Origin of the sequence: Burkholderia sp. LS-044 (genome assembly GCF_004803625.1) — a bacterium.
In the GTDB taxonomy this organism is placed as follows: domain Bacteria; phylum Pseudomonadota; class Gammaproteobacteria; order Burkholderiales; family Burkholderiaceae; genus Burkholderia; species Burkholderia cepacia.
On sequence record NZ_SSWO01000004.1, the window covers coordinates 255,601 to 272,958 of the forward strand.

Annotated in this window: 16 protein-coding genes and 2 tRNA genes; 5 read left to right on the forward strand and 13 right to left on the reverse strand. The window is 68.2% G+C overall.

The genetic code is table 11. From position 1 onward, the window contains the following. Positions 1 to 160: 160 nt before the first annotated feature. From E9536_RS12575 to fdxA, 7 genes are all read right to left on the reverse strand, one after another. Positions 161 to 499, reverse strand: a complete 339-nt coding sequence (locus E9536_RS12575) for an AzlD domain-containing protein (RefSeq protein ID WP_027788028.1) — start codon at positions 497 to 499, stop codon at positions 161 to 163. Continuing rightward, positions 496 to 1,263 (reverse strand): AzlC family ABC transporter permease, encoded by a 768-nt coding sequence (locus E9536_RS12580; RefSeq protein WP_059486557.1) that lies wholly within the window; start codon positions 1,261 to 1,263, stop codon positions 496 to 498. The genes E9536_RS12575 and E9536_RS12580 overlap by 4 nt, the downstream gene beginning before the upstream one ends. Positions 1,264 to 1,386: 123 nt before the next feature. Further along, entirely contained in the window at positions 1,387 to 2,286 is a 900-nt protein-coding gene (locus tag E9536_RS12585) for an AraC family transcriptional regulator (RefSeq protein WP_119337352.1), read from the reverse strand. A 61-nt stretch (positions 2,287 to 2,347) separates the two neighbouring features. Then, entirely contained in the window at positions 2,348 to 2,833 is a 486-nt protein-coding gene (locus tag E9536_RS12590) for a CreA family protein (RefSeq protein WP_027788025.1), read from the reverse strand. Between the two features lie 119 nt (positions 2,834 to 2,952). Further along, positions 2,953 to 3,028: transfer RNA gene (locus E9536_RS12595), tRNA-Asn, on the reverse strand. Between the two features lie 71 nt (positions 3,029 to 3,099). Further along, positions 3,100 to 3,175: transfer RNA gene (locus tag E9536_RS12600), tRNA-Asn, on the reverse strand. A gap of 104 nt (positions 3,176 to 3,279) precedes the next feature. Further along, a complete protein-coding gene (gene fdxA / locus E9536_RS12605; protein ID WP_011351384.1) occupies positions 3,280 to 3,603 on the reverse strand; it encodes a ferredoxin FdxA in 324 nt (107 codons plus the stop codon). Between the two features lie 300 nt (positions 3,604 to 3,903). Here fdxA and pncB point away from each other — a divergent pair, with 300 nt between their 5' ends. From pncB to rmuC, 5 genes are all read left to right on the forward strand, one after another. After that, the gene (gene pncB, locus E9536_RS12620; protein ID WP_021159717.1) at positions 3,904 to 5,103 is read left to right on the forward strand and encodes a nicotinate phosphoribosyltransferase; all 1,200 of its coding nucleotides are present in this window, start codon (positions 3,904 to 3,906) and stop codon (positions 5,101 to 5,103) included. 88 nt (positions 5,104 to 5,191) lie between these two features. Next, complete coding sequence (locus E9536_RS12625; protein ID WP_136469928.1) at positions 5,192 to 5,854, forward strand: lactate utilization protein C; 663 nt, start codon at positions 5,192 to 5,194, stop codon at positions 5,852 to 5,854. A gap of 43 nt (positions 5,855 to 5,897) precedes the next feature. After that, positions 5,898 to 7,328 carry a sodium:proton antiporter gene (locus E9536_RS12630; protein ID WP_027788023.1) on the forward strand — a complete coding sequence of 477 codons (1,431 nt, stop codon included), beginning with the start codon at positions 5,898 to 5,900 and terminating at the stop codon, positions 7,326 to 7,328. Positions 7,329 to 7,409: 81 nt separating this feature from the next. Continuing rightward, on the forward strand, positions 7,410 to 8,399 hold the full coding sequence (locus E9536_RS12635) for a D-glycerate dehydrogenase (protein WP_136469929.1): 990 nt from the start codon (positions 7,410 to 7,412) through the stop codon (positions 8,397 to 8,399). Beyond that, entirely contained in the window at positions 8,396 to 9,874 is a 1,479-nt protein-coding gene (rmuC, locus tag E9536_RS12640) for a DNA recombination protein RmuC (RefSeq protein WP_136469930.1), read from the forward strand. Before E9536_RS12635 ends, rmuC begins: the two co-directional genes overlap by 4 nt. A gap of 88 nt (positions 9,875 to 9,962) precedes the next feature. Here rmuC and E9536_RS12645 read toward each other — a convergent pair whose 3' ends face one another. From E9536_RS12645 to E9536_RS12670, 6 genes are all read right to left on the reverse strand, one after another. Beyond that, entirely contained in the window at positions 9,963 to 10,448 is a 486-nt protein-coding gene (locus E9536_RS12645; RefSeq protein ID WP_027788021.1) for a GNAT family N-acetyltransferase, read from the reverse strand. After that, entirely contained in the window at positions 10,445 to 10,720 is a 276-nt protein-coding gene (locus E9536_RS12650) for a hypothetical protein (protein WP_006401288.1), read from the reverse strand. The genes E9536_RS12645 and E9536_RS12650 overlap by 4 nt, the downstream gene beginning before the upstream one ends. 39 nt (positions 10,721 to 10,759) lie before the next feature. Further along, complete coding sequence (gene glp / locus E9536_RS12655; protein WP_136469931.1) at positions 10,760 to 12,058, reverse strand: gephyrin-like molybdotransferase Glp; 1,299 nt, start codon at positions 12,056 to 12,058, stop codon at positions 10,760 to 10,762. Between the two features lie 105 nt (positions 12,059 to 12,163). Further along, positions 12,164 to 12,781, reverse strand: coding sequence for a molybdenum cofactor guanylyltransferase MobA (mobA, locus tag E9536_RS12660; protein ID WP_048022956.1), 618 nt, complete (start codon positions 12,779 to 12,781; stop codon positions 12,164 to 12,166). Positions 12,782 to 12,807: 26 nt separating this feature from the next. Further along, the gene (gene moaA, locus E9536_RS12665) at positions 12,808 to 13,920 is read right to left on the reverse strand and encodes a GTP 3',8-cyclase MoaA (RefSeq protein ID WP_021159709.1); all 1,113 of its coding nucleotides are present in this window, start codon (positions 13,918 to 13,920) and stop codon (positions 12,808 to 12,810) included. Between the two features lie 131 nt (positions 13,921 to 14,051). After that, positions 14,052 to 17,180: an Rne/Rng family ribonuclease gene (locus tag E9536_RS12670; protein ID WP_136469932.1), complete on the reverse strand. Its 3,129-nt coding sequence runs from the start codon at positions 17,178 to 17,180 to the stop codon at positions 14,052 to 14,054. Positions 17,181 to 17,358: the final 178 nt, after the last annotated feature.

Below are 17,358 nucleotides of genomic sequence, written 5' to 3' on the forward strand. Positions count from 1 at the left end.
AATCGTCTCGATGGCGGCCCGCGCAAGCCGGCGGCCGGCACGGCGCACCGGGGCGGGCGCAGCGTCGACTGACCGGTGCGCGCCGAGGCCGGTGGCGGGTCTTCAACTCCTATATCGGCCTGCCGGGCGGAAACTTGAGCGCGGGTGACCGAGCGTGTGCTCAGGCGGGCAGCCAGTGGGGCAGTACGACCCCTTGCCAGAAGAAGAACACTGCGAGCCCTGCCGCGATCGTCACGAGCGGGCGGCGGGTCGCTGCCGACACGAGCACGGCCGCCAGCGCGCCGACGAGCTGCGGATTGCGCCAGGTCAGTTCGGCCGTGCCGCCGTGCGGCGAGACGGCCATCGGCACGATGATCGCGGTCAGCACGGTGACGGGCACGAAGCCGAGCGCGGTCCGCACGAGCGGCGGGAAGGCCAGCCGTTCGCCGAACAGGAACAGCGTCGAGCGGATCGCGTACGTGATGACGGCCATCCCGAGAATCAGCAGCGCGTAGCTCACGATGCGGCCTCCGTGCGCGAGCCGGCACGCGATCGTTCGTGCAGCAGCGTGAGCGCGACGCCGATCGCGACGCCGGCGGCGACGGCGCCGAGCAGTCCGAGCTTGTACGGCCAGCCCTGCCAGAAGTACGCCAGCGTGCCGGCCGTCACGGCCGCCGCGAAATAGCGCAGGGTGCCGAGCTGCGGGACGACGATCGCAATGAAGGTGGCCGCCATCGCGAAATCGAGGCCGAGCGACTGCAGGCCCGGGAACGCCGCGCCGAAACCGATGCCCGCGAGCGTCCAGACCTGCCAGTTCAGGTACATCGCGAGCCCCGATCCGAAGAAGTAGTGGGGGCCGATCGCGCCGGGCGGGAAATGCCGGTAGTGCGCATAGGCGACCGCGAACACCTCGTCGGTCATCAGCGCGCCGAGCGTTGCGCGCCAGCGCAGCGGCAGGTGCGCGACATAGGGCGCGAGCGTCGCGCTGTACAGCAGGTGACGCAGGTTCACGATCAGCGTGGTCGCGAGCACGACGACGAAGCTTGCGCTACCCGCGATCAGGCCGAGCGCGATGAACTGCGCGGAGCCCGCGAACACGGCGAGCGACATCAGCGTGCCATGCCACGCGGCGAGCGGGCCGCCGCCGACGAGCGTGCCGAAAATCACGCCGAACGGGGCGGCGCCAATCATCATCGGGATCGTGTCGCGCGCGCCGTCGAGCCATTCGTTGAACGGGCGGCGAGCGGGCGATGCGGGTGTCGGGTTCAAAGGGTGCTCCTCCATGAACGGGAGGATAGCGGGCGGGGGGGCGAGCCGGCTTGTATGTTCTTGCGCTTTGACGGCGAGCCGGTGCTTGCCTGCTTGCAGGCGCCGGCGGCATCGCGTTGGCGGGCCGGACGCCGCGCGTCAGCTCGCCTGCCAGCGCCCGGGCGGTACGCCGAACATGCGTTTGAAATGCCGTGTGAAGTGGCTTTGGTCGACGAAGCCGCTGGCCGCCGCGACGTCGGCGACGGGCACGCCCGCGCGCAGCGGCGCCAGCGCGCGCTGCAGGCGCAGCTGGTTGCGCCACGCATGCGGCGGCATGCCGTTCGTGCGGGTGAACAGGCGCGCGGCATGGAACGGCGACAGGCCGGCTGCCTGCGCGACTTCGTCGAGCGTCACCGTGCACGTCAGATCGGCGGCGAGCCGTTCGCGCATCGCGTCGACGCGGGGTTCGTCCGACGCGAGCGGCGCCGGTCGCGGCTGGGCGTCGGCATGGCGCACGATCAGCGTCGACAACGCATCGAGCATCGCCGTTTCGGCGGCGAGCGGATCGTAGATGCGGGGTGCGCCCGTCGCCGGAACGTCAACTGCTTGCCCGTGCGCCTGCGAGGGCAGTGCGTGCTCGCTGCCAGCCTCCATCATCCGGTGTGCCAGCGTGAGCCGCGCCGCCAGGTCGGCGTCGCGAATCACGTCGGGCGCAAACCACGGCGCGTCCTGCGGGCGGCCGGCGATCGCGCTGGTGAGTTCGCGGATGAAATCGACCGGCATGTAGCTGACGCGATAGCACCAGCCCTCGTCGGCCGCACGCGAGCCCGTATGCACTTCGCCGGGATTGATCACGGGCACGGTGCCGGTTTCTGCGACATGGCCGCTGCCGCGATAGGTGAAGCGTTCCGCGCCTTCGAGAATCACGGGGATCGTGTACGCGTCGTGCCAGTGGGGCGCGAACGTATGGTTGCGATAGGTGGCCGTGACGAGATCCGCATCCGGCAGCAGCGGCGTGCGCCAGTAGCGTGCGGAGTCGGGAAGGCGGGTGGCGGACATGATCGGGCGCGGAGCGGTCGAACCGACAGTGTATCGCTCGCGCGCCCGGCAGGCGCGGGCTTTACTTGACCGGAATCGTCGTGCCGGCCGGCATCGGCACCGCGGTGACGGCGTTCTTCGGGCTGCCGCTGACGATGCGGTCGCTGTAGGTCAGGTAGACGATCGTATTGCGCTTGGTGTCGACCACGCGCACGACGTGCAGGGTCTTGAAGATGAACGACATGCGCTCGCTGAACACGTCGGTCTGCTGCTTGAGCGGCTCCTTGAAGCTGATCGGGCCGACCTGCCGGCACGCGATCGACGCTTCGCTCGGATCCTCGGCGACGCCGAGCGTGCCCTTGATCCCGCCGGTGCGCGCGCGCGACACGTAGCAGGTCACGCCGTTCACGACCGGATCGTCATACGCCTCGACGACCACGCGATCGGAGCCCGTGACGCGGAAATGGGTGTTGACGCTGCCGACTTCCTCCGCGTGCGCGAGCGGTGCCGCGGCGAATGCGGAAAGCAGGAGGGCGAGTGGTGCTGAGCGGAGGAGGCGGTGCTTCATCGACGGAACCGGATGCGAATGCGGGACAGAGACTCTAGCATGCGCGCGACCGGGCGACGAAAGCCGAAAGGCGGGCCGGAAAAACAAAAGGCCCGTCGAATGACGGGCCTTTCGCTATTTGGCTCCCCGACCTGGGCTCGAACCAGGGACCTACGGATTAACAGTCCGGCGCTCTACCGACTGAGCTATCGGGGAATAAATCGGTACATCTGCTTGTTTGTCTACCAGCAAAAAGCCCGTCCACTTTCAACGGGCCTTTGCGTTTTTGGCTCCCCGACCTGGGCTCGAACCAGGGACCTACGGATTAACAGTCCGGCGCTCTACCGACTGAGCTATCGGGGAACAAACAACAACAGCAGAGAAACGAGATTGTATGGAGCGTTGATCAATCTGTCAACACTTTTGGGCCGCGGCGCACAAAAAAATTTTTTGCGGCCGCTGCGCGATCAGCGCTCGAGCAGGTGCAGCTTGTCCTGCACGTCCTTCCACTCGTCCGCGTCGGCCGGCGCCGGCTTGGTCTTCGTGATCGACGGCCAGTCCTTTGCCAGCTCGGCGTTCAGCGCGGTGAACTGCTGCTGGTCGCCCGGAACGTCTTCTTCGGCATAGATCGCATTGGTCGGGCACTCGGCGACGCATACGGCGCAGTCGATGCACTCGTCCGGATCGATGGCGAGAAAGTTGGGACCTTCACGGAAGCAATCCACCGGGCACACATCCACGCAGTCCGTGTATTTGCACTTGATGCAGCCTTCGGTCACAACGTGAGTCATTAAAACGCTCCTGCTTGGCGGTATATATGGGGTGGCGTTTGCGCCAAAACCGGCATTGTAACTGAAGCGCAAAACCCGCATGGCGTGGTCGGCTATCCGGCTTATATCGTTTCGTGATTAGTTTATGGCGGCCCGCAGAAGGGACTCGCCGACGGGGCGCGTGTGCCTTACGGCGGCGCGGCCGGGCAGGGCGGCAGGCGGTTTCGCGATGGTCGGGCCCGCATTCGGGTAACATGGCCGGCAGACCGGGCGGCGCGCGGTGCGCCGGGGCCCTGTCACGATACTGGCGGTGCCGTAATCATGATCATCACTTCGCTGCTCGACACGGATCTCTACAAGTTCACGATGATGCAGGTCGTCCTGCATCACTTTCCTGCCGCAAACGTCGAGTACCGCTTCCGGTGCCGTACGCCCGGCGTCGATCTCGTGCCGTACATCGACGAGATCCGCGACGAGGTGCGCGGCCTGTGTTCGCTGCGCTTCACCGACGTCGAACTCGACTACCTGCGGCGCATGCGCTTCATCAAGAGCGATTTCGTCGACTTCCTCGCGCTGTTCCACCTGAACGAGAAGTACATCTCGATCACGCCATCGCCGAAGGGCAACGGCGAGATCGACATCGTGATCGAGGGGCCGTGGCTGCACACGATCCTGTTCGAGATCCCGGTGCTCGCGATCGTCAACGAAGTCTATTTCCGCAACACGCAGCGCGAGCCCGACTATCGCGAAGGTCGCGAGCGGCTGTGCGAGAAGATCAAGCTGCTCGGCGCGAAGCCCGAGTTCGCCGACTGCAAGATCGCCGACTACGGCACGCGCCGGCGCTTCTCGAAGGTGTGGCACGAGGAAGTCGCCCTCACGCTGCGCGACGGGCTCGGCCCGCAGTTCGCCGGCACGAGCAACGTGCTGTACGCGATGAAGCACGGCATCACGCCGCTCGGCACGATGGCGCACGAGTATCTGCAGGCGTGCCAGGCGCTCGGCCCGCGGCTGCGCGATTCGCAGATCTACGGTTTCGAGATGTGGGCGAAGGAATATCGCGGCGACCTCGGGATCGCGCTGTCGGACGTCTACGGGATGGACGCGTTCCTGAACGACTTCGACATGTACTTCTGCAAGCTGTTCGACGGCGCGCGCCACGATTCGGGCGATCCGTTCGAGTGGGGCGAGCGCATGCTGCGTCACTACGAGGCGAACCGCTGCGACCCGCGCACCAAGGTGCTCGTGTTCTCGGATGCGCTCGACATTCCGAAGGTGATGCAGTTGTACGAACGGTTCCGCGGCCGCTGCAAGCTCGCATTCGGCGTCGGCACCAACCTCACGAACGACCTCGGCTACGTGCCGCTGCAGATCGTGATCAAGATGGTTCGCTGCAACGGGCAGCCGGTCGCGAAACTGTCGGATACGCCGGGCAAGAGCATGTGCGACGACAAGGCGTATCTCGCGTACCTGCGCCAGGTGTTCGGCATCGCGCAGCCGGTCGAGGAAGGCGCGTCGAAGTAAGCGTCGGCCGAACGGCCAAAACTGCGTCGCGGCGGGGCCGGCCGGTATAATCCGACGGTATCGCCCGCCAACGTCACGAGGACCGTTCATGGACACTTCCGCTGCCCGTCGCCAGATCCTCGCGCGCATTCGCGCGGCGCAGGGGCGTGCGGCCGAACCCGATGCGGCCGAGCGCGACGGCGTTGCCGACTATCTCGCCCGTCATCCGGAGGGCCCGCGCCCGCCGGCGCCGGCCGACCTCGTCGCGGCATTCGTCGACGAAGCGGCCCGTCTGTCGACGACGGTCGACGAAGTCGCGGCGCTTGCCGATGTGCCGGCCGCTGCGGTCCGCTACCTGTCCGCTCATGGCCTGCCGACGCAGGCCGTCGCATGGCGCACGCTGGCCGATTTCGACTGGGCGGGCGCAGGCCTGTCGGTCGAGTTCCGCAAGCCGCGCGACGGCGATCTGGTCGGCCTTACCGGCTGTTTTTGCGCGACCGCCGAAACGGGCTCGCTGGTGCTGCTGTCCGGCCCCGACACCTATGCGTCGGCGGGCCTGCTGCCGGAAACGCACATCGCGATCGTTCCCGCGTCGCGGATCGTTGCCGGTCATGAAGACGCATTTGCGCTGATCCGCGCGGAGCGCGGCGAATTGCCGCGCGCGGTCAATTTCGTGTCGGGCCCGTCGCGCACGGGCGATATCGAGCAGACCATCGTACTGGGCGCGCACGGCCCGTACCGCGTTCACGTGATCGTCGTACGGGGCGCATGACGCGCCCGCTGCATCCACCACCATTCGAACAAGGAAGTTTTGCATGAAACGACATGCCGCCTGGGCGGGCATGGCGTCGGGGATCGCGCTTGGCGCCGTTCCCGCGCTTGCATCGGCCGCAACGCTCGACGGTGCCGCGCTGTCTGCCCTCTGGGGTATCCCGTTCGCCGGGATCCTGCTGTCCATCGCACTGTTCCCGCTCGTCGCCCCCGTTTTCTGGCATCACCACTTCGGCAAGATTGCCGCCGCGTGGGCGGTCGTGTTCCTGATCCCGTTCGGATTCGCGTTCGGTGCGGGCACCGCGTTCGGCACGCTCGTGCATGCGCTGCTCGAGGAATACATTCCGTTCATCGTGCTGCTCACCGCGCTCTATACGGTCGCGGGCGGCATCTGCGTGAACGGCAATCTGCATGGATCGCCGAAGCTCAATACCGCGATCCTCGCGCTCGGCACGCTGCTCGCGAGCGTGATGGGTACGACGGGCGCCGCGATGCTGCTGATCCGGCCGTTGCTGCGCGCCAACGACAATCGCAAGCATGTCGTGCACGTCGTGATCTTCTTCATCTTCCTCGTCGCGAACGCGGGCGGCTCGCTGTCGCCGCTCGGCGATCCGCCGCTGTTCCTCGGTTTCCTGAACGGCGTGAGCTTCTTCTGGACGACCACGCACCTCGCGCTGCCGATGCTGTTCATCTGCGCGGTGCTGCTGACGCTGTTCTTCGTGCTCGATACGTACTTCTACCGGAAGGGCGGCGAGGAGCGGCCGGCCGTGCTCGACCCGACGCCGGACGGCGCGGCGCTGTCGATCGACGGGAAGATCAACTTCGTGCTGCTCGCGGCCGTGGTTGCGCTCGTGCTGATGAGCGGCATCTGGAAGCCGGGCATCGCGTTCGACGTATGGGGCACGCACGTCGCGCTGCAGAACCTCGTGCGCGACGTCGCGCTCGTGGGCGTGACGCTCGCGTCGCTCGCGCTGACGCCGCGCTCCGCACGCGAGGGCAACGCGTTCAACTGGGCGCCGATCGAGGAAGTCGCGAAGCTGTTCGCGGGGATCTTCGTGACGATCGCGCCGGTGATCGTGATCCTGCGCGCCGGCGCCGACGGCGCGTTCGCGCAGATCGTCCACCTCGTCACGGGGCCGGACGGCAAGCCGATCGACGCGATGTACTTCTGGGCGACGGGCATTCTTTCGTCGTTCCTCGACAACGCGCCGACCTATCTCGTGTTCTTCAACCTCGCGGGCGGCGATGCCCAGTCGCTGATGACGACCGGCGCGTCGACGCTCGCCGCGATTTCCGCGGGCGCGGTGTTCATGGGCGCGAACAGCTATATCGGCAACGCACCCAACTTCATGGTGAAGGCGATCGCCGAATCGCGGGGCGTGAAGATGCCGAGCTTCTTCGCGTATCTCGGCTGGGCGCTGGTCGTACTGATACCGGTATTCCTGCTGACGTCGTGGCTTTTCTTCACGGCGTAAGCTGACGATTTTCAACCTTGAGCGGGCGGTCCCGGCGGCGCACGACGCACTCCGATCCGCCCGCGGCATGCGGAGATGGCGATGCAGAAGATCCTGGTCGCGCGTCCGATCTTTCCGGACGTGATCGAGCGGCTCAAGCAATATTTCGACGTCGACTGGAACAACGGCGACGCACTCGCGCCCGGCGCGCTCGCCGCGCGTCTGGCCGACAAGGACGGCGCGTTGACGGCCGGCGATCCGGTCGGCGCGGCCGAGCTCGCCGCCGCCCCGCGCCTGCGCGTCGTGGCGAACATGGCGGTCGGCTACAACAACTTCGACATGGCTGCGTTCAACGCGGCGAACGTGCTCGGCACCAACACGCCCGACGTGCTGAACGAGTCCACCGCCGATTTCGGCTGGGCGCTGATGATGGCCGCCGCTCGCCGGATCGCCGAATCCGAGCACTGGCTGCGCGCCGGCCACTGGCAGAAGTGGGCTTACGACGGGTTCCTCGGCAGTGACATCTACGGCTCGACGCTCGGCGTGATCGGAATGGGGCGCATCGGCCAGGCGCTCGCGCGCCGCGCGCGCGGCTTCGGGATGCAGGTGATCTATCACAACCGGTCGCGTGTCGCGCCCGAGATCGAGGCCGAGCTGAACGCCGAATACGTATCGAAGGATGCGCTGCTCGCTCGCGCCGATCACGTCGTGCTCGTGCTGCCGTACACGCAGGAAAACCACCATACGATCGGCGCGGCCGAACTCGCGAAGATGAAGCCCACCGCGACGCTGACCAACATCGCGCGCGGCGGGATCGTCGACGACGCGGCGCTGGCCGTCGCGCTGCGCGACGGGACGATCGCCGCCGCCGGCCTCGACGTGTACGAAGGCGAGCCGGCGGTGCATCCGGCGCTGCTCGAGGTGCCGAACGTCGTGCTGACGCCGCATATCGCGAGCGCGACCGAAAAAACGCGCCGCGCGATGGCGAACCTCGCCGCCGACAACCTGATCGCCGCGCTGGGCGAAGGGCTGCGCGCGGGGCGGCCGCCGAATCCGATCAACCCTGACGTGATCGGGAAGCCGCGCGCATGACGATGACGTTGTTGCTTGCGGCGGTCGTCGTGCTGGCCGTCGCGCTCGCGGTGGCGATCGTCGCGCTCATGCGTGGCACTGGCCGTCACGATGATACGGCCGTACTGGGCGACCAGATCGAGGACGCCGCGCACGCGCAGGCGCGCGCGGTCGAGCGGCTCGAACGCGAATTGCGCGGCGAGATCGTCGAGAACGCGCGCGGCTCGCGCACCGAGCTGGCCGGCAGTTTTGCGCAGCTTCAGCAGACGCTCGCCGCGCAGCTGACGAGCGTGGCGACCGTGCAGAACAACCAGGTCGAAGGCTTCGCCCAGCAGCTCGGCAAGCTCGTCGCCGGCAATGCGCAGCAGTTCGACGCGATGCGCGAGAGCCTGCAGCGTCAGGCGCAGCAGGCGCGCGAGGAGCAGACGGGCGCGCTCAGGCTGTTCGGCGACACGTTGAACCGGCAGCTCACGCAACTGACCGAGGCGAACGATCGCCGGATCGGCGAAGTGCGCGCGACGCTCGAACAGCGGCTGAAGGAAATCGAGACGAACAACGCGGCGAAGCTCGAGGAGATGCGCCGCACCGTCGACGAGAAACTGCACGCGACGCTCGAGCAGAGGCTCGGCGAATCGTTCAAGCTCGTGTCGGACCGGCTCGAGCAGGTGCATCGCGGGCTCGGCGAGATGCAGACGCTCGCGGCGGGCGTCGGCGATCTGAAGAAAGTGCTGACCAACGTGAAGACGCGCGGCACCTGGGGCGAAGTGCAGCTCGAGGCGCTGCTCGAGCAGATGCTGACGCCCGAGCAGTACGCGAAGAACGTCGCGACGGTGCCGAAGAGCAGCGAGCGCGTCGAGTTCGCGATCCGGCTGCCGGGGCGCGATGCCGGTACGCGCGACGCGCCGCCCGTGTGGCTGCCGATCGACGCGAAATTCCCGCGCGAGGATTACGAGCGGCTGATCGACGCGCAGGAGCGCGCCGATGCGGTGGCGGTCGAGGAAGCGGCCCGCGCGCTCGAAGCGCGCGTGCGGCTCGAGGCGCGCACGATCGCCGAGAAATACGTCGCGCCGCCGCACACGACCGATTTCGCGCTGTTGTTCCTGCCGACCGAAGGGCTCTATGCGGAGATCCTGCGTCGCCCGGGGCTGACCGACCTGCTGCAGCGCGACTATCGCGTGACGGTGGCCGGCCCGACGACGCTCACCGCACTGTTGAACAGCCTGCAGATGGGTTTCCGCACGCTCGCGATCGAGCAACGGTCGAGCGAGGTGTGGCAGGTGCTCGGCGCGGTAAAAACGGAATTCGGCAAGTTCGGCGACGTGCTCGCACGTACGAAGGCGCAGCTCGAAACGGTCACGCGCTCGATCGAGTCCGCCGAGCAGCGTACGCGCGTGATGAACCGCAAGCTGAAGCAGGTCGAGGCGCTGCCGGGCGACGCGGCGGCCGGGCTGCTCGGTGCGGAAGGTAGCGACGGCGCCGATGCGGACGACGCGTGACGCGTGTTGCCGATACCGGCCGGAACGAAAACGGGCGCCGCGGCGCCCGTTTTTTCATTCAGCGATTGTCGGTGCGGCCGCGATGCGCTCAATGCCCGGCGAGCGTGTCCAGCGCGTCGCCCGTCACGCGAACGATGCGCCAGTCGGGCAGCACGGTGGCGCCCATCTTCTCGTAGAAATCGATCGCAGGCTGGTTCCAGTCGAGAACCGACCATTCGAAGCGCCCGCAACGGCGCTCGACGGCCAGGGCCGCGAGGTGACGCAGCATCGCGGTGCCGAGGCCCGTGCCGCGTTGCGACGGCTGCACGTACAGATCCTCGAGATAGAGGCCGCGGCGGCCGAGGAACGTCGAGTAATTGTGGAAGAACAGCGCATACGCGACGATTGCGCCGTCGTGTTCGGCCACCCGTGCCTCGGCGGCAGGCCGCGCGCCGAACAGTGCGTCGGCGAGGTCGGCCTCGGTCGCGACGAACAGGTGCGTGAGCTTCTCGAATTCGGCGAGCTCGCGCATCAGCGCGAGGATCGCACCGACGTCGCTCGCTTGCGCCGCACGGATCAGCGGCGTGCCGCTCACGCTTCCTCCGGCGGATCGGACAGCACGATCTCGATGCCGCCGAAGCGCGATGCGACCCAGTTGTACGCGTGGCACGCGATCCACAGCAACACGAAGCCGAGGATGGCGTTCAGCAGCAGCGCGCTCAGGATCGTGCTCAGTTCGACCATCCCGTAACGAACGTAGGCGACGAGAATGCCGAGCAGCACGATCGGCACGCTGAACGTCAGGTAGACGAGGATCAGCGCCTTTGCGGTCTGCCCCGCGGCGATCGACGAAATTTGTTTCTTCATGTGCGGATTGCCCCCGTAGAGATATACCGATAGTGGAATTCAGATCAGGCCGTCGAACGGCAGGATGTCGACCGGGGTGCCCGCGTCGACTGCCGCGGTATCGTGGCCCAGGACGATGAAACAGTTGGCGGCCGAGAGGCTGCTCAGCGACGCGGAACTCTGCGAGCCGGCAGGTGCGACGTGCCAGCGGCCGTCGGCGGCGCGTGTCGCGATGCCGCGCAGGTAGTCGGTGCGGCCCGGGCGCGTCTTCAGCGCATGCGTGCTGAGTGCCGTATGCATCGCCGGCGGCTGGGCCTGCGCGCCGGCCAGCGTCAGCAGTGCGGGGCGCACGATCGCGTAGAACGTCACGGCGGACGCGACCGGATTGCCGGGCAGGCCGAAGAACAGCGCGTGACCGGTGCCACCGGGCGCGCGTGCGAGCGTGCCGCACGCGAGCGGCCGGCCGGGACGCAGCGCGAGGCTGGCGAACGTCACGTCGCCGAGCCGTGCCATCACGTCACGCGTGAAATCGGCTTCGCCGACCGATACGCCGCCGGACGTGATCACCGCGTCGGCCTGCGCGGCGACGGCGTCGCGCAATGCGGCTTCGAGCGCGGCCGGCTCGTCGCGGACGATCCCGAGGTCGACCGCGTCGACATGCAGTCGTTCGAGCATTGCGATCAGCATCCAGCGATTGCTGTCGTACAGTGCGCCGGGGCCGAGCGGCTCGCCGGGCTCGCGCAGTTCGTCGCCGGTGGAGAACACGGCGACGCGCACGCGCCGGCGCACCGTGACCTCGGTGATGCCGAACGACGCGAGCAGGCCGAGATCGGACGGTCGCAGGATGCGGCCCGCGGCGAGCGCGCAGGCGCCGCGCGCGAGATCCTCGCCGGCCTTGCGGCAGTTCGCGCCGCGCGCGATGTCATGTGCGACGAAGCGAATCGTGTCGCCGTCGGCGCGCACGCGTTCCTGCGGAATCACCGTGTCGCATCCGGCTGGCATCGGCGCGCCCGTCATGATGCGCACGCATGATCCGGCCGCCACGTTGCCGTCGAACGGATGGCCGGCGAGCGCGGTGCCGGCGACCGTCAGCGCGACATCCGCTTGCGGCGCCGCGTGCGTGCCAGTGCTGCCGTCGAACGCGTAGCCGTCCATCGCCGAGTTGTCGTACGCGGGAATGTCGAACGGTGCGTTCACGTCGGCCGCGAGCACGCGGTCGAGCGCATTGCGCAGCGCCACCGTCTCGCATGCCGCGACGGGCACCGCAAAGCGGCACGCGAGTGCCTGCGCGTCGGCGAGCGACAGCGGGGCATCGGAATCGGGGGCGCTTCGGGAGGCGGGCGAGGATTGCGTGATCATCAGTCGGACTGCGCCGCAAGGCGTATCGGGTTCGTGGCCGGTGGCGCGAGGAGGGTGCCTGGGCGCGGGTTTCGCGTGCGGCGGGCGGGAACCGCGCGAGTGCCGTCAGCGGCGGGCCAGCGCGGCGAGTTCCTGCCAGGAGTTGGCATTGTAAAACGCACGCTCGTCGTGAAACTCGACTTCGACCGTCTTGTGGCGTGCGTACCACGCACGCACCTTGCGGTCGCCGGCCGCGAGCCGGGCGGCGAGATCGTCGGCCAGCGACGTGCGCAGCAGCGCGAACGTCGGCTGCGGCGAGCGCGCCTGCTGCGCGTCGACGGTCACTGCCATGGCGATGTCGGCCTGCTGCGCGTCGAGCGCCGCGTGCAGCCGTGCGACGAGGTCGGCGGGCAGGTAGGGCGTATCGCACGGCGAGCACGCGACGAGCGGCGCGCGTGCCGCCCGCATGCCGGCGAGCAGGCCCGCGAGCGGGCCGGGGAAGTCGGGCGTTTCGTCCGCGACGATGCGCGCGTCGAATGGCGCACCGAGTTCGGCATAACGATCGGCATGGCGATTCGCGCTGATCAGCGTTTCGTCGACCTGTGGCGAGAGACGGCGCAGCACGTGCAACGCGAGCGGCGTGCCGTCGAGCAACTGCAGGCCCTTGTCGACGCCGTCCATGCGCGTGGCCCGCCCGCCTGCGAGCAGCAGGCCGGCGATCGAGGGAGAGGTGGAAGCGGGCATCGCGAGAAGGCGGAGGGCAGCGTGCGTCAGCCGCCGATATACGACATCTCGACACGCTTGCCGGCGCCGTCGGGCACGGTGTCGGCAGACGCGCTGCCGCGCAGCTGCGAATAACGGTCGGTGCGGGCCTGCCAGATGCGGGCGATCGCGGTCGCGATCTCGGCGTCGCTCGCGCCGCCGCGCACGAGTGCGCGCAGGTCGTGGCCCGTCGACGCGAACAGGCACAGGTACAGCTTGCCTTCGGTCGACAGCCGCGCGCGCGTGCAGTCGCCGCAGAAGGCCTGCGTGACGCTCGAAATCACGCCGAGCTCGCCGCTGCCGTCCGCATAGCCCCAGCGCTGCGCGGTTTCTGCCGCCGTGTGCGGCTCGAGCGGTACGAGCGGGAAGTGTTCGGCGATGCGTGCGATGACGTCCGCCGACGGCAGCACCTCGGTCATGTTCCAGCCGTTCGACGTACCGACGTCCATGTACTCGATGAAGCGCAGGATCACGCCGGTACCGCGGAAACGCTCCGCCATCGGCAGGATCTCGCTGTCGTTGGTGCCGCGCTTCACGACCATGTTGACCTTGACCGGCGCGAGGCCCGCGGCCTGGGCGGCGAAGATGCCGTCGAGCACGTCGGCGCTCGCGAACTCGGCATCGTTCATGCGCTTGAACAGCGTATCGTCGAGCGCGTCGAGGCTGACCGTCACGCGCGTGAGCCCGGCGTCCTTCAGCGCGCGCGCCTTGCGGGCGAGCAGCGAACCGTTGGTCGTGAGCGTCAGGTCGAGCGGGCGGCCGTCATGCGTGGTCAGGCGGGCGAGGCGCTCGATCAGGAATTCGAGATTCTTGCGCAGCAGCGGCTCGCCGCCCGTGATGCGGATCTTCTCGACGCCATGTGCGACAAAGAGTCGCGCCACGCGTTCGATTTCCTCATGCGTGAGCAGCGCGCTGTGCGGCAGGAACGGGTAGTCCTTGTCGAAGACGGCGCGCGGCATGCAGTACACGCAGCGGAAGTTGCAGCGATCCGTCACCGAAATGCGCAGGTCGCGCAGCGGCCTGGCGAGCGTGTCGGCCAGCGTGCCGTCCGGGGCGTGCGCGACGCCGGAGACGTCCGGCATCCCGCTGACGTCGGCGAGAGGAATGATGCGTCGGGACATGTTGAAAGAAGTGCGAACCAGGCCTCTATTTTAGCCGCAAGCGGCGGGCCGGGCCGGTGGGCGGAAACCCGCAGCGCGGACGTGAAAAAGCCCGCCGGAGGCGGGCTTTTCCTGGTCGGGCGATGTGCCGGTCAGTGATGCGTCGTTTCGACCTGCTGCATCGGGGCCGTATCGACCGGCGGCAGTGCCTTGCGTTCGCGCGGCACGCGAGCCGGACGCGGGAGTCGCGACGCGGCTTCCTGCGCGGCGGCGAACTTGTCGGCGTCCGTGTTCACCCAGACGAGACCGGCCTGCTCCAGCACGACATCCAGGCTCGCCGAAGCGGGCGCGGCTGCCGGTTGTGCGGGAACCGGTGCCGGTGCTGCGACGGCCTCGACCGGCGCAGCTTCGACCGGTGCCGGCTCGACAGCCGCCGGAGCGGCTTCGATCGCCACGGCCGGCGCGGCTTGCTCGACGGGCGCGGATTGCGGTGCTTCGACCGCGGCAGGCGCTGCCGGCACTTCGAACGCGTCCGTCGGCGAAACCGCGACCGGAGCCGGACCGGCTTCCGTTTCGACGGCCGGTGCGACCGGAGCCGGTTCTGCCGCGCGGGCAACAACCGCCGGTTCGACCGGAGCCGCTTCGACGTGTACCGGTGCCGGCTGCGGCTCGACAGCGGCCGGCGCAACCGGTTCGGCGTGGTGCTCGACCGCTGCTTCGGCGACGACGGCGCCTGCCGCAGCCGCGGCCACGACGACTGCCGGTGCGGCCGTGTGGGCCGGTTCGGCAGCAGCCGGTGCTTCCGGCGTCACGGCTTGCACGGCGGTTTCGCCATCTGCGCCTTGCTCGGCGTGGTCGACGACTGCGCCGTCTTCCTCGCGCTCGCGGCGACCGCCGCGGCGGCCGCGACGGCGACGGCGACGTTCCTCGCCATCACGCGCGCCGGCTTCCGCGTCGGCTGCCAGCTCGGCGCCGGGCAGGGACTCGGCGACGGCCTTGTCGGCGTCCGGTTCCGGATGCGTTTCGCCACGGTTGACCGTTTCGAGCGTAGCCGCATGCTGGGTCGGCTTGCGGCGCTCGCCGCGCTCGCGACGTTCCTGGCGCTCGCCACGGCCGGCGGCTTCGACGCCTTCCGGCTGCTCGGCACGCTCGCGCGGTTCGCGGTTCTCGCGCGGTTCACGGCTTTCACGCGGCTCGCGGCCTTCGCGCGGGCCACGGCCCTCGCGACCTTCGCGACCCTCACGGCCTTCGCGGATCTCGCGACCTTCACGCGGCTCACGGCCCTCGCGCGGTTCGCGGTTCTCGCGCGGCTCACGTGCTTCACGCACTTCCTTGCCTTCGCGTTCCTGGCGTTGCTGCTGGCCGCGGCCTGCCGCTGCCTGGTCGCGTCCGCCTTGTGCCTGCTGGGCGCCGCCGCGACGGTTGCGGTTGCGATCGCCGCCTCGTTCGCCGCGTTGCTCGGACTTCTCGGCGCGTTCGCCGCGAGCCGGGCGGGCTGCCTGCTCCTTCGCCGGTGCCGGGGCAACCGGTGCGGGCGCCGGAGCCGGCGCCACGCCGAACAGGCCCTTCAGCCAGCCGATGAAACCGCCGCTTGCCGGCGCGACGGGCGCGGGCGCGGCAACGGGTTCGACCGGACGCTGAGGTGCCGGGCTCGGCGCCGGACGCTCGGGCGTGATGCCCTTGACCGCGGCTTCCTGCTTCGGCTTCACTTCCGCCGCGCGCTTGCTGTAGCCGGTTTCCGACTCGAGTTCGCGGGCCGCTTCCTCGGCCATCTTCCAGGATGCGCGCGGATCGTCGAGACGTGCGTCGTCGTGGCGCAGGCGCTCGAGCTTGTAGTGCGGCGTATCGAGGTGCTTGTTCGGGATCAGCACGATGCCGACCTTGAAGCGCGACTCGATCTTGTTGATTTCCTGACGCTTTTCGTTGAGCAGGAAGGCGGTCACCTCGACCGGCACCTGGCAGTGGATCGCCGCGGTGTTTTCCTTCATCGCTTCTTCCTGAATGATCCGCAGGACCTGCAGCGCGGACGATTCGGTATCGCGGATGTGGCCGGTGCCGTTACAACGCGGGCAGGTCACGTGGCTGCCTTCCGACAGGGCCGGACGCAGGCGCTGGCGCGACAGTTCCATCAGGCCGAAACGGGAGATCTTGCCCATCTGGACGCGCGCGCGGTCATGCTTGAGCGCGTCTTTCAGGCGCTGCTCGACTTCGCGCTGGCTCTTCGCCGATTCCATGTCGATGAAATCGATCACGATCAGGCCGCCGAGGTCGCGCAGGCGGAGCTGGCGGGCGACTTCGTCGGCCGCTTCGAGGTTCGTGCGGGTCGCCGTTTCCTCGATGTCCGCGCCCTTGGTCGCGCGCGCCGAGTTCACGTCGATCGCGACGAGCGCTTCGGTGTGGTCGATCACGATCGCGCCGCCCGACGGCAGCGGCACCGTACGCGAGTACGCGGTCTCGATCTGGTGCTCGATCTGGAAGCGGGAGAACAGCGGCACGTCGTCGTGGTAGCGCTTCACCTTCGCGACGTTGTCCGGCATCACGATATCCATGAATGCGCGGGCCTGATCGTGGATCTCGTTCGTATCGATCAGGATTTCGCCGATATCGGGCTGGAAATAGTCCCGGATCGCGCGGATCACGAGGCTCGATTCCAGGTAGATCAGCATCGGCTGGCCGGCGTTGCCGCTTTGCGACGCCGCTTCGATCGCGCGCCACAGTTGCAGCAGGTAGTTCAGGTCCCACTGCAGTTCCTCGGCGCTGCGGCCGATGCCCGCGGTACGGGCGATCATGCTCATGCCGTCCGGAATCTGCAGTTGCGCCATCGTTTCGCGCAGTTCCTGACGCTCGTCGCCTTCGATCCGGCGCGACACGCCGCCGCCGCGCGGGTTGTTCGGCATCAGCACCAGGTAGCGGCCGGCGAGCGAGATGAAGGTGGTGAGGGCGGCGCCCTTGTTGCCGCGCTCTTCCTTCTCGACCTGGACGATCAGCTCCTGGCCTTCGCGCAGCGCATCCTGGATGCGCGCGGAGCGCATGTCGATGCCTTCCTTGAAATACTGGCGGGCGACTTCCTTGAACGGCAGGAACCCGTGGCGGTCTTCGCCGTAATTGACGAAGCACGCTTCGAGCGACGGCTCGATACGGGTGATGACACCTTTGTAGATATTGCCTTTGCGCTGTTCGCGCCCGGCGGTTTCGATGTCGATGTCGATGAGCTTCTGCCCATCGACGATGGCGACGCGCAGCTCCTCCTGCTGCGTCGCATTGAACAGCATGCGTTTCATGAACGGCTCCAGGCGGCTCCGCTGCCGGCGCCTCGCGGTTGTCAGTCGCGAGGGCGGGAACGACGGCAGGCCGCACCTTGTTGTGTTGTCACAAGCACGCTGGAGCGGGAACGATGGCGGGGAGAATTGCCTGAAGAGGCGCTTGGGCCCCGAAAGACGGGGCCGGCGGCCGTAGGGC